The organism is Halanaerobium sp. ST460_2HS_T2, assembly GCF_003337665.1.
GTDB lineage: Bacteria > Bacillota > Halanaerobiia > Halanaerobiales > Halanaerobiaceae > Halanaerobium > Halanaerobium kushneri.
Map to the genome: position 1 here is coordinate 1 of NZ_QPJF01000034.1, position 12,826 is coordinate 12,826.

A 12,826-nucleotide genomic window follows, 5' to 3' on the forward strand; every position below is an offset into this window, starting at 1 on the left:
GCATGTGTTAAGCACGCCGCCAGCGTTCGTCCTGAGCCAGGATCAAACTCTCCGTATAAAGAATTTGAATTTGGCTCATATTATTTAATATAAGCTTTAAACTAATAATTACTTTTAAGTTTTAACACTCAAAGTATATTAACGTTGGCTTGCTGTTTAATTTTCAAGGTTCCTAATTGACCGTTGTGGTCAATGTTTTCTTCTATATTTCCTGCCGCGTTTTTTCTCAGCGACATTTAATATCTTATCAACTCCGCCTCACTTTGTCAAGAACTTTTTAGAAAAACTTTGGAAAAGATTTTTCTCTGCTTTAGAGCTTTATTTTTTCTCTTATATATAAAGAAGAAAAATTATTTAAGCTTTAAATTTTAAGTTCTTTCAATCTCTTATTTCAAGCTTATTTAAATGCTTAAAAAGTATTGAGATTATTTGTGCGACGCTTATTATCTTATCAAGCTCTTTTTGCTTTGTCAAGAACTTTTTAAAATAATTTTGCCGGCCGGAAAAGCATTTCTTCTTTTTCGGCGACAAGTAATATAGTAACATCTAATAACTTTTATGTCAAGAATAATATCAATTTATTTTAGTTCTTGTTAAAAATAAGGTTTTACTTATCTATTAAACCTAATTTATCGGCAACAATATTAGTAGTAGTTGCCTGAACCAATAAAGTAATAATAATAGTCATAAATGCTATACCTACAATATGACTTAAATATGGAATATTCATTCCCATCAGCATCCCTGTTAAAGCAGCAGGCATCACACCGGTTTCTCTAACCCAACACATAAAAAGCATTTCATTCCAGTGCCAATCAGCTCTACCATCAGGTAAAGTAGAAGTAAATATAGTTAATGGCCGGGCAACAAACATAAAAATAAATATAATAAATAAATTAATCCAAAAATGATTAAAAATTATATTAAAATCAATCATTGTTCCCAATACGATAAATATCATCATTCTCAATATTAATCCCGTTGTTTCATTAACAGTTTCCTGCACTTTTCTATTTTCTAAATTACATTTCATTCCTATATAAACTTTATTACCACAAACCATTCCTGAGACAAAACTTGCCATAAATCCACTACCACCGAGACTTTCAGCAACCAGATAAGAAGTTATAGCTACAAAAATTGACATAATTGGTGAAAAGTTTTTGAGAAAACCATAATCACTCTGAGAAATAAGAACTGTACCAAATATTCCAATTAAAAGTCCAATTCCAATTCCAAAACTGGTATCTTTCAGAAACAGAACAAAACTATGTTCTAAACTAAGATGTCCTGATGTAATCACATTTAAAAATGTAAAAAACAGTACTGAACCTACTGCATCATTAAAAGCTGACTCGCTGGATACAGTTTGTGCGACCTTCTTTTTGATTTTATACTGTTTAAAAATAGGAACAAGTGTTGCTGGATCTGTAGGAGAAATTATAGCTCCTAATAAAAGAGCAATGCTAAAAGGTATACCTAACAATAAATGAGATGTATAACCAACAATAAAGGTAGAAATTAAAACCCCAATCGTTGAAAGTAAAAATATTGTTACCCAAACTCTTTTTATTACCCTTATTTTAACCTCCCTACCACCAAGATAGAGAATAAAAGACGTTCCTACTGTTAAAATAAGTTTAACAGTCAGAGATCCATTTGCCACATTTAAAACATTCATCCCATACGGACCAAGCAAAATACCTACTAAAAGATAAAGAACAACATCAGGTAATTCAAATTTTTGTGCTATAGCACCGCCTACCATTCCACCAAAAAATATCAAGGAAGCCATAAAAAATATTTCATGAACAATTTGAACATCCAATTTAATCACCTCTAAATATAATTAACCTTTTTTTGAATAACATATGAAATTATAACATAATAATTATAAGATTCAAAGTTAAATAATTTTATTTAATACCTGAATATCAAAAATCCCTCCCAAAATTATGGGAAGGATTTATTAATCAATATTTTTTTAATCAAATTTTAACCAAAATAGTCTATATAATCATCACTATCATTATTTTTTTGGTTTGACTTAATGCCAAATCCAAATGCAGCAATTTCAGCAAATTCATTTACAAATTTCTCAAACTTTCTCATAATTATCACCTCTTATAGTATTATTAAATTATTATTATCTATTATCTTATTGACGATAAATTGATTTTAACCAAAATAATCGATATATTCATCGGAATCTTTATCAATATTCTTAGCCAGACCAAATCCCATTACAGTCGCTTCTGCAAAATTATTAAGAAACTTTTCTACTTTACCCATTCTTATCACCTCTTATAGTATTTTAAAATTATAGGTTCTTTTAAAATTATAATTAAACTTTTACAACAAAATTATTATTTTCTATATCCTCTAGCCTTCATTTCTAATTCTGCCGCCTCAAAAATAAAATTTTTAACTTTTTTAAGCATCTTAGATCACCTCTTATTATTTTATAAAATTATAGGTCTTAGTTATTTATAACTTCTTAAATTGTTATTGAGTACATTATATCTAATAAAAAATATTATGATGTAAAGCAGTTAACAATTTAATAAATTAATATGAGTATTTAACTCAACTTTTCTATTCTGTCTCTATTTTATGATAAATCATTATAACTGAAAGTAAAACTGATTACAATTTTTAAAAACAAAAAAACCCCAGCTAGACATTCTAGTTAATTAGATTGTCTAGCCAGGGATTATCATCTTAAAACTCTGTAGATTCTATAAATTATTATTAACTTTTTAGTATTTTATTTATTCTTCATCCTCTTTTTCAGCCAATTCTGCTTCCTGTTTAGCCTGCTCTTCAGCCTTAGCTTTTTCAGCCGCTTCTCTATCTATTTTTTCAACAATCCTATCAAAACGAGCTTCTGCTCTTTCTTCTGGAGTTAATTCTTCCTTTTCTTCTTTTTTTCCATCTTTATCTTCAACTTCCAAAATATCATCATTAATTCTGGCTAAAGATACCACTCTATCATCTTCACCAACATTGATTATTTTAACTCCCATTGTATTACGACCTGTAGTTGATATTTCTGCTGTCGGAACTCTAATTATAATTCCATCCTGAGTTATAACCATCATTTCCAGGCTGTCATCAACAATTCGTGCTGCAGCCAGCTTACCATTTTTATCAGTAATATTAGCAGTAATTATTCCTTTACCAGCTCTATTTTGAATTCTATAATCAGAGATTGGAGTCCTCTTACCATAACCATTTTCGGTAATTACCAGCAGCTCTTCTCCGGCAGAATCTATTCCCATATCAATTACCTGATCATCTTTTTCTAAGTTAATCCCTTTAACACCATAAGAATTTCTACCTACAGAGCGAACATCAGCCTCATTAAAATGAATAGCCTTAGCATTACGGGTAACCAGGAAGATATTTTCATCCTCTTCAATAATTCTAACCCCTATTAACTCATCATTTTCTCTCAAATTAACAGCAATAAGACCAGTATAATTGGTATCATACTCTTCTAAAGCTGTCTTTTTAATTAAACCATTTTTGGTGGCCATAATTAAATAGGCATCTTCTGGGAATTCCTTAACTGGAATCACTGCATTAATTTTTTCTCCTTCTGCTAATTCCAGGAGATTGACAATTGCAGTTCCCCTTGCCTGACGTCCTGTTTCCGGAATCTGGTACCCCTTTAACCTGTAAACTCTTCCCTGGTTGGTAAAGAATAAGAATTTATAATGAGTGGTTGTTGTAAAGATATTCTCAACAAAATCCTCTTCTTTGGTGCTGATACCTATTACACCCTTGCCACCACGACGTTGGCTGCGGTATAAATCAAGCGGCATTCGCTTAATATAACCCTGATTAGTCATAGTTACTACAATCTGTTCCTCTTCTATTAAATCTTCTAATTCTAGATCAGTGGCTCTATTCATGATTGCAGTTCTGCGTTCATCATTATATTTATCTTTTATTACCATAATTTCTTCTTCAACTATTTCTAATAATTTTTCTTCATCAGCTAAAATTGATCTATAATATGTTATTTTTTCCTGTAATTCTTCATATTCTGTTTCTATTTTATCTCTTTCCAAACCAGTCAGGCTCTGGAGTCTCATTCTTAAAATAGCATTGGCCTGTGTCTCAGACAGATCATAATTTTCCATTAAGTTAACTCTTGCTGTATCAACTTCATCAGCATTTTTAATCATTTCTACTATCTCATCTATATTTGCAAGTGCAATTCGATATCCTTCAAGGATATGAGCCCTGTCTAATGCTTTATCCAGATCATACTGAGTCCGGCGTCTGATAACTTCTTTTTGATGTTCTAAGTAATGTTCTAAAATTTCTTTTAAGGATAATACTTTGGGTTCTTTATCTACCAGTGCAATCATAATTACACTGAAGGTAACCTGAAGTCTGGAATGCTTAAATAATTGATTTAAAACTACTTTTGGAGTAGCTTCTCTCTTTAATTCAATTACTATTCTCATTCCATCACGATCTGATTCATCTCTAATATCAGAAATAGCATCTAATTTTTCATCCTTAACAAGCTCCGCTATTCTCTTAATTAAACGGGCCTTATTAACCTGATAAGGAAGTTCATCTACTATAATCTGTTTTCTATTTACTGATAGATCCTCTACTCTGGTCTTTGCCCGCACAGTTAACTTTCCACGACCATTTTTATAGGCTTTATAAATACTACCTCTCCCCATAATCTGGCCACCTGTAGGAAAATCAGGTCCCTTAATAGTCCCCATTAATTCTTTGGTTGTAATTTCAGGATTATTAATTAATTTAATAACTCCATCAATTACCTCTCCTAAATTATGAGGAGGAATACTTGTTGACATTCCTACTGCAATACCAGAAGTACCATTTACCAGTAAATTAGGAAATCTAGCCGGTAAAACTTCAGGTTCTTCCAGAGATTCATCAAAGTTAGGAATAAAATCAACTGTTTCTTTATTGATATCAGTCATCATCTCAGAAGCTATTGGAGCCATTCTGGCCTCAGTATAACGCATAGCTGCAGCTGAATCTCCATCAATCGAACCAAAGTTTCCGTGGCCATCTACCAGCATATAACGGTAAGAAAAATCCTGAGCCATTCTAACCATAGTATCATATACAGCTGTATCTCCGTGAGGGTGGTATTTACCCAGTACTTCCCCAACAATACGAGCAGATTTCTTATGCGGTTTAGTATGAGTCATACCTAAGTCATCTAAAGCATATAATATTCTTCTATGAACAGGTTTTAATCCATCTCTAACATCAGGTAAAGCTCTACCTACAATTACACTCATCGAATAATCCAAGTAGGAAGTTCTCATCTCTTTATCTATGTCAATTTTTTTAACTCTTGCTGCTTTTTGATCCAAAATATTTCACCAACCTTTAACTTATAATAAATTTATACATCAAGATTTTTAACTTCTCGGGCATGTTTTTGAATAAATTCACGTCTTGGAGCAACCTTATCTCCCATCAAGATTGAAAATGTTTCATCAGCCATAATTGCATCCTCAATATCTACCTGGAGTAAAATTCTATTTTCTGGATCCATTGTTGTATCCCAGAGCTGACCGGGATTCATCTCTCCCAGACCCTTATATCTCTGCATTGATACTCTATCTTTTCCTATTTCTTCAAGCAGCTCCTTAAGTGCTTTATCATTATAAACATATTCTTCTCTTCTACCCTTTTTGACCTTATATAAAGGTGGTTGTGCAATATAAATATTTCCATTTTCTAATAAAGGGCGCATATATCGATAAAAGAAAGTTAAGAGCAAAGTTCTAATGTGAGCGCCATCGACATCTGCATCAGTCATAATAATAATTCGATCATAACGAATATTATTTAGATCAAATTCTTCTCCCACTCCAGTACCAATAGCAGTGATCAAAGCTCTAATTTCGTCATTATTTAAAATCTTATTTAAACGTGATTTTTCTACATTTAAAATTTTACCTTTAAGCGGTAATATAGCCTGAAACTCTCTGTCACGACCCTGTTTAGCAGAACCACCGGCAGAGTCACCCTCAACGATATATACTTCTGTATCATCAGCTTTACGCTTAGAACAGTCAGCAAGTTTACCCGGTAGAGCAGTTGATGTTAAGGCACTTTTTCTTCTGGTTAAATCTCTGGCTTTACGGGCAGCTTTCCTTGCCTGAGCAGCACTGATTGCCTTATCAATGATTGCCTTTCCTACCTTTGGATTTTCTTCTAAATATGTTTTTAAAAATGAAGAAACAGCAGAATCAACAAATCCTCTCATCTCACTATTACCCAATTTGGTTTTAGTCTGTCCTTCAAACTGTGGCTCAGATAATTTAACACTGATAATAGCAATCATACCTTCTCTTATATCTTCACCTTTAAGATTATCATCACCATCTTTTAAAATATTTTTACTACGGGCATAATCATTAAAAGTACGGGTTGTAGCAGATTTAAATCCACTTAAATGAGTTCCACCCTCTTTTGTATTTATATTATTAGCAAAAGTATAAAGTGAAGTATTATATCCTTGATGATACATAATTGCAACTTCTATTGATCCTTCTTCACCTTCATCTTCTATGTAAATTGGTTCAGAAAGAATTGGTTTTTTACTCTGTGACAAATATTCTACAAATGAAACCAGACCTCCATCAAAGTGAAATTCTTCTTCCTCAACTTCCTCCTGACGGGTATCTTTAATTTTAATTGTTGTTCCTTTATTTAAAAAAGCCAGCTCTTTTAATCTTTGGGCTAAAACTCTAAATTCAAAATCTGTTTCTTCAAAAATTAAGGAATCCGGTTTAAATTCAATTGTAGTTCCTGTACACTCACTATCACAGCTTCCTACCACCTGCAGCTCATGCTGAGGAATACCTCTTTCATATTTCTGCTTATAAACCTTACCGTCTTTCCAGGCAATCTCAACTTCCATCCACTCAGTTAGCGCATTTACAACAGAAACCCCAACTCCATGGAGACCACCAGAAACCTTATAACCTTCTCCACCAAATTTACCACCGGCGTGAAGGGTTGTCATAACTACCTCAACTGCTGGTTTATCAACTTTAGGATGAATTTCTACTGGAATTCCACGGCCATCATCCTGGACTTTTATTACATTACCAGGTTTTATTTCAACTGATATTTCGGTACAGTAACCGGCCATTGCTTCATCAATACTGTTATCAACTACTTCATAAACTAAATGATGCAGTCCTTCTATACTTGTAGAGCCAATATACATTCCCGGCCTTTTTCGTACTGCTTCCAGTCCTTCAAGTACCTGTATATGTTCTGCTTCATAATTACTTCTGTCCTTAATATCCATCAATATCCCCCATTTTCTTCTGTAAACTTATCAACTCTATCTCCAAGTGTCTTAGATGAGATCATTGAAAGATAAATTGTCTCTCCTGTTAACACAAAAGAACGGGGATTACCCCCGGAATAATCAACAATAAATCCTTCTTCATCAGAAATCTCCAAAAATTCTTCAGTTATCTCAGATGAAGTCGTACTCTCTAAATCACCAATTAATACTACTTCTTTTGATGGGATCATATAACCATCACCAAGATGTAAAAACATATGTCTAATTCACCCTCTTTTTTATTCTCCCCTTTTTAACCTGATAAACATTATAGGAGTTATTTTTAATTCCGGATAAATTTTCTCCATCTGTTGCTGTAATTATAGTCTGAATCTTATCAGCTATAATATTAATTAATGCTTTTCTTCTCAAACCATCTAATTCCGAAAAAACATCATCTAAAAGCAGGACTGGATATTCTCCGGTCTCTGATTTCATAAATTCCAGTTCTGCCAGTTTTAATGCCAGGGCAGCAGTTCTCTGCTGTCCCTGTGAGCCATATTTTCGCAGGTCCATTTCATTTACCTTTAAACTAATATCATCTCTATGAGGACCAATTACTGTATAACCACGAGATATTTCCTGATCACGTTTTGCAATCAGGCTGTCTATAAAAAGTTCTCTTAATTCTGCTTCTCCCAGTTTATTAGAAAAATTATTTAAAGAAATATCATATTCCAGTTCTAAATTTTCTCTTCCCTCAGTTATCTTACGCTGGGAAAGTCGAGCCAGAATTTTTAATTTATCAATAACTTCAATTCTTTTTAAAATAATTTTAGATCCAACTGCAGCCAGCTGTTCATCCCAGACTGAAAGCATTTCTCTATCAGTCGATTTTCTATCTCTAATTGATTTTAATAAATTATTTCTTTGTTTTAAAATATGATCATATTTACTTAAAAGATGATTATAATAGCGGCTTACCTGAGAAATTTCAAGATCAATAAATTCTCTTCGATGAGAAGGACCCTCTTTAACTAGTTTTAAATCCTCAGGAGAAAATAAAACTGCATTTAAATATCCCAACAGTTCTTTTACTTTATCCAGAGGATTATCATTAATTTCAACCTGACGTCCACTTTTTTCTAAACGCATGGCTAACTTTATTTTACCTTCTCTGCGCCTTAAAAGCAACTGAACAAGTGCTTTTTCCTGATCCCAGCTAATCATCTCCGAAGTAATACTGCTTCGATGCGAATTAGCTGTGGCCATTAAATAAATTGACTCCAGAAAATTAGTCTTTCCCTGACCGTTGGCACCTAAAAATATATTTAAATTTGGATTTAAATCAACCATCAGCTCTTCAAAATTACGAAAATTTCGGCAGAGAACTCTTTCTAAATACATTAATTATCCCCGACTTACTTTATATTTTTTATCTTCAGCTGTTAATTTAACAATATCTCCAGCTTTTAAAGTTTTACCCCTCTTTAATTCTATTTCTCCATTGACCTCTACTTCTCCTGCTTGAATTAGGTGTTTAGCTTCTCCACCACTCATTACAATATTAGCCCATTTCAAAAATTGATCTAAATTTATTGTATCACTTTTTATTTTTACTTCTTCCATATAATTTATTACCTCCTAATTTACAAAAAGTGTACCCCATTAATAACTATCCACATATCAACAGAGCAGTACACTTTATTATTTTTTTACGATTGTGACCGAACTGGCATAATTAAATAAATAAACTTATCCCCATCTTTTTGAGAATTTACAACAAGAGGATTTAATGGTCCTATCATTTCTATATTTATTTCTTCAGAATCCAATACTTTTAAAACATCAATGAAATAACCAGCATCAATATTAATTTTTTGATCTGGACCTTCTAGATCAATCTTAACTTCTTCGTGGGCATAGCCTGAACTTCCCTCAGCTGAATTAATTTCCATTAACCCTTCATCTGCCTGCAGGGTAATGATATTTGCATCCAGTTTTGCAATTAAAGAAGCTCTCTTAACTGCCCCGTGCAGCTGTGAAAGATCTGCCGAAAAATTACTATTTGACTCATCTGGAATAACCAGCTCATAATTTGGAAATTTTCCTTCTATTAAACGAGAAATAACTTCTATTCCAGCAAAAGTAAAACGGGCATAATTACTGTCAACTTCAACTTCAACACTGCCTTCATCTTCCAGTAAATTATTTAATTCCTGAAGAGTAGTTCCGGGAATAATAACAGCTATTTTTTCATTAACTGAAGTCTTAAGCGGTGCTTCAATAAATGATAAACGATATGTATTTGTAGAAACCATTTTAACCTTTTCAGATTCTACTTCAAATAAAGCTCCAGTTAAAGCAGGCTGAGTTTCATCTTTTGAAGTAGAAATTCTTACTTTTTTTATCATTTCCTTAAATTTATTAGCTGGTAATTCGAATTTTGCACTTTCCTCTACCTGGGGTAGATTAGGGAATTCATCTGGATCATAACCATTTATTTTAAATAAGGAATTGATACATTTAATCTGCAGCTGCCATTTATCCTGATTCAATTCTAAGTATACATCTTCATTTGGAAGTTCACGAATAATATTCAAAAATTGAGTTGCAGGTAATACAATAGCACCATCACTTTCTGCTTTAACAGTTAAGTCGTATTTAATTCCAAGTTCCAGATCTGTTGATTTTAAAGTTAATTTATTATTTTTAAGTTTTAAAAAGATACCGGTCAAAATAGGTAAAGTTTGATTTTTAGCTACAGCTCTTCTTACTATATTAAGAGCATTGTATAAATCTTTTTGATTGATTGAAAATTTCAAGGTGTATCCCTCCAGATAAAAAGTTATTAACAGAAATCAAAATATATAATAATGGTTAATTTATTAATAAAACTAGTAGTAATAGTAGTAGGGGCTGTGAATATGTGGATAAGCCCTTAAGTACTATTGAGAGCCTAATTTTGCCTGTAGATAAAATGTTAGTTGATAGGATAAGAGTTATCCACATATTAACAACTTAAAATTATTAACATATTATCAACAACCCACTTAATAATTATCCACAGATTTTGTTAATAGATAAATAATGGCTTAATTTATATAAAAATTATAGAGAAAAAAATAATTATATTAAATTTTATCCATGTTTTATGGTATCAATTAGTCTTTCAATTTTATTACTAAAATCATTTTCATTTTCTATTTTCTCTTTAATTTTATTATGAGCATGAATTACAGTTGTATGATCTCTCCCTCCAAACTCATCCCCGATATGTGGAAGTGAAAAATCTGTTAATTCTCTACTTAAATACATTGCAATTTGTCGTGGGAAAGCTATATTTTGAGTTCTTTTTTTAGATTCCATATCTTCCATTTTTAAATTATAGTCACCAGTTATAATTTTTTTGATCCGTTCAATATTTACTTCGATTGATTCAGTTTTCTTTTTATTAACCAGATCTTTTAAGGCTTCTCTTGCCAGATCAACATCGATTTCCCTGTCAACCAGCGAAGAATAAGCAATAACTTTAACCAGAGCACCTTCTAATTCTCTAATATTGGATTGAATTTTATTAGCTATATAAATAACTACTTCATTGGGAATAGTCAGGTTTTCAATATCAGCTTTTTTTCTTAAAATAGCGATTCTGGTTTCTAAATCAGGTTTCTGGATATCGGTAATTAAACCCCATTCAAAGCGGGAACGGAGCCTTTCTTCCAGTGTTGGAATTTCTTTTGGCGGCCGGTCACTAGAGATAATTAACTGGCGATTTGATTCATGCAAAGTATTAAAGGTATGGAAAAACTCTTCTTGTGTTCTTTCTTTGCCGGCCAAAAACTGAATATCATCAACCAGTAAAATATCAATATTGCGATATTTATCTCTAAAATCAACAGTAGAGTCATCTTTAATAGAATTAATAAGTTCATTTGTAAAAGTTTCGGAAGAGACATAAACAACTTTATAGTCAGGGTTATTTTTAAGAATAAAATGAGCTATAGCCTGCATTAAATGAGTTTTACCAAGACCAACATCACCATAAATAAAAAGAGGATTATATGCCTTTGCTGGAGCTTCAGCAACAGCAAGAGAGGCTGCATGAGCAAAGCGATTACTGTTACCAACAACAAAAGTATCAAAAGTATATTTAGGATTAAAGCCATTTTGCTTTAATTCTGATTCTACATTATCTTCTTCAATATTTTCTTTAACGACTTCAACTTCCTGAGATTCATTTTTTTTATCACCAGCATTCTTTTTACTGTTTTCTTTAAACTTTTTAACTTCCTCAGGAGTTAAAAGTATTAAACTCCATTTATTGCCTGTCAAGTTTTCTAAAATTTCTTCAATTAAATCAGTATACTGACTTTCTATCCATTCCTGAATAAAATTATTTGGTACCTGAAGTACCAGTTGATTTTCTTCGGTGGTCATTACTGCTTTAGTTTCTGAAAACCAGGTATTAAAACTGGGATTTGTAATTTTTTCTTTTATATTTTCTAAAGTTTTTTTCCAGATGTGATCTAATTCTTTTTGCGAGAAAGACATAAAATACCTCCTGTAATTCTAAAAAAATTGTACTTAAGTTAAAGTTATCCCCAATCACAGGGGATAAATAAAGGTTTATCCACAAAATTGTGGACAAGATTTGACGTTATCCACAGAATAATGAAATTAAACTTTACTGTTAAAGCAGTAAAATCACTTTTTAAATCAAAAAATTAAATAAAAATTTGTTAATAAAAAGAGAAAAGATATCCACAAAGAATGATTGTTATTAACAGTTTGTGGATAAATAATTAAGAAATTGTGGATAACTTACTGTATTTGACTAGAATTTATAGTTTTGTTGATTATTTTATAAACAGATTGTTAATATCATCTTAACTATTAGCTCAGGAATTAATAAAATATAATCCTAAATAACCATATTAATAATAACAGATTATCAACAAATTATCAACAAACCCTTGAAAAATTTATCTTGTGGATAAACCTAAAACTTCTTGACTCTACTGTCTAAATAGCATATAATTTTAAATGTATGAATAAAAAATTGTCTTAGTTGTGGATTATTTTAGCTGGAGGTTATTTGGTGGAGAGTCTTAAAAAAAATAAGGAGTTTAAAAAAGTATATGAAAATGGAAAATCATATGCAACCAGAAATTTGGTAATTTACTGCTTAAATTACAAAAAAGGTAAAAAAAACCGCTATGGTTTGTCAGTTAGCAAAAAGATTGGAAATGCTGTTGTTAGAAATAAGTTAAAAAGAAGATTAAGAGAAATTATAAGAGATTATGAAAAAGAAAAAGAATTTAAAGGTTATGATATAATTTTTATTGCCCGTAAACCAGTTGTTAATCTTGACTATCAAAGTTTAAAAAAAGATGTAAAAAAATTATATAAGAAGATGAATTTAATTTAAATTACATAAAAGTTTAAGAATAATTGATTTTATTTATCTAAATTTACATAATTATTATGATAATGATTATGAAACTGGTTAAA

Annotated in this window: 9 protein-coding genes; 1 reads left to right on the forward strand and 8 read right to left on the reverse strand. The window is 31.4% G+C overall.

Translation table 11 applies throughout. The annotated features are described in order from the left end of the window. Window positions 1-607 precede the first annotated feature (607 nt). The 8 genes from DFR80_RS13320 to dnaA all read right to left on the reverse strand — a co-directional run bounded on the left by DFR80_RS13320 (window position 608) and on the right by dnaA (window position 11,866). On the reverse strand, window positions 608-1,828 hold the full coding sequence (locus DFR80_RS13320) for a sodium:proton antiporter (RefSeq protein WP_114490269.1): 1,221 nt from the start codon (window positions 1,826-1,828) through the stop codon (window positions 608-610). Window positions 1,829-2,771: 943 nt separating this feature from the next. Continuing rightward, a complete protein-coding gene (gene gyrA, locus DFR80_RS13325; protein ID WP_369862794.1) occupies window positions 2,772-5,378 on the reverse strand; it encodes a DNA gyrase subunit A in 2,607 nt (868 codons plus the stop codon). A 29-nt stretch (window positions 5,379-5,407) separates the two neighbouring features. Next, window positions 5,408-7,330, reverse strand: a complete 1,923-nt coding sequence (gene gyrB / locus DFR80_RS13330; protein ID WP_114490271.1) for a DNA topoisomerase (ATP-hydrolyzing) subunit B — start codon at window positions 7,328-7,330, stop codon at window positions 5,408-5,410. Continuing rightward, on the reverse strand, window positions 7,330-7,590 hold the full coding sequence (gene remB / locus DFR80_RS13335; protein WP_073157926.1) for an extracellular matrix regulator RemB: 261 nt from the start codon (window positions 7,588-7,590) through the stop codon (window positions 7,330-7,332). The genes gyrB and remB overlap by 1 nt, the downstream gene beginning before the upstream one ends. A 4-nt stretch (window positions 7,591-7,594) precedes the next feature. Next, window positions 7,595-8,719, reverse strand: a complete 1,125-nt coding sequence (gene recF, locus DFR80_RS13340; protein WP_114490272.1) for a DNA replication/repair protein RecF — start codon at window positions 8,717-8,719, stop codon at window positions 7,595-7,597. Between the two features lie 3 nt (window positions 8,720-8,722). Then, complete coding sequence (locus tag DFR80_RS13345) at window positions 8,723-8,941, reverse strand: RNA-binding S4 domain-containing protein (RefSeq protein WP_076546023.1); 219 nt, start codon at window positions 8,939-8,941, stop codon at window positions 8,723-8,725. Window positions 8,942-9,027: 86 nt separating this feature from the next. Continuing rightward, a complete protein-coding gene (gene dnaN, locus DFR80_RS13350) occupies window positions 9,028-10,137 on the reverse strand; it encodes a DNA polymerase III subunit beta (protein WP_114490273.1) in 1,110 nt (369 codons plus the stop codon). Window positions 10,138-10,453: 316 nt separating this feature from the next. Next, window positions 10,454-11,866: a chromosomal replication initiator protein DnaA gene (gene dnaA / locus DFR80_RS13355; RefSeq protein ID WP_114490274.1), complete on the reverse strand. Its 1,413-nt coding sequence runs from the start codon at window positions 11,864-11,866 to the stop codon at window positions 10,454-10,456. A 547-nt stretch (window positions 11,867-12,413) separates the two neighbouring features. Between dnaA and rnpA the strand changes: the two genes are divergently transcribed. Then, a complete protein-coding gene (gene rnpA / locus DFR80_RS13360; RefSeq protein ID WP_076546020.1) occupies window positions 12,414-12,743 on the forward strand; it encodes a ribonuclease P protein component in 330 nt (109 codons plus the stop codon). Window positions 12,744-12,826 lie beyond the last annotated feature (83 nt).

Bases quoted from the DNA above. Each gene is read 5' to 3' on its own strand.
- gyrB (WP_114490271.1), bottom strand. From the start codon at position 7,330: ATGGATATTAAGGACAGAAGTAATTATGAAGCAGAACATATACAGGTA.
- remB (WP_073157926.1), bottom strand. From the start codon at position 7,590: ATGTTTTTACATCTTGGTGATGGTTATATGATCCCATCAAAAGAAGTA.
- recF (WP_114490272.1), bottom strand. From the start codon at position 8,719: ATGTATTTAGAAAGAGTTCTCTGCCGAAATTTTCGTAATTTTGAAGAG.
- DFR80_RS13345 (WP_076546023.1), bottom strand. From the start codon at position 8,941: ATGGAAGAAGTAAAAATAAAAAGTGATACAATAAATTTAGATCAATTT.
- dnaA (WP_114490274.1), bottom strand. From the start codon at position 11,866: ATGTCTTTCTCGCAAAAAGAATTAGATCACATCTGGAAAAAAACTTTA.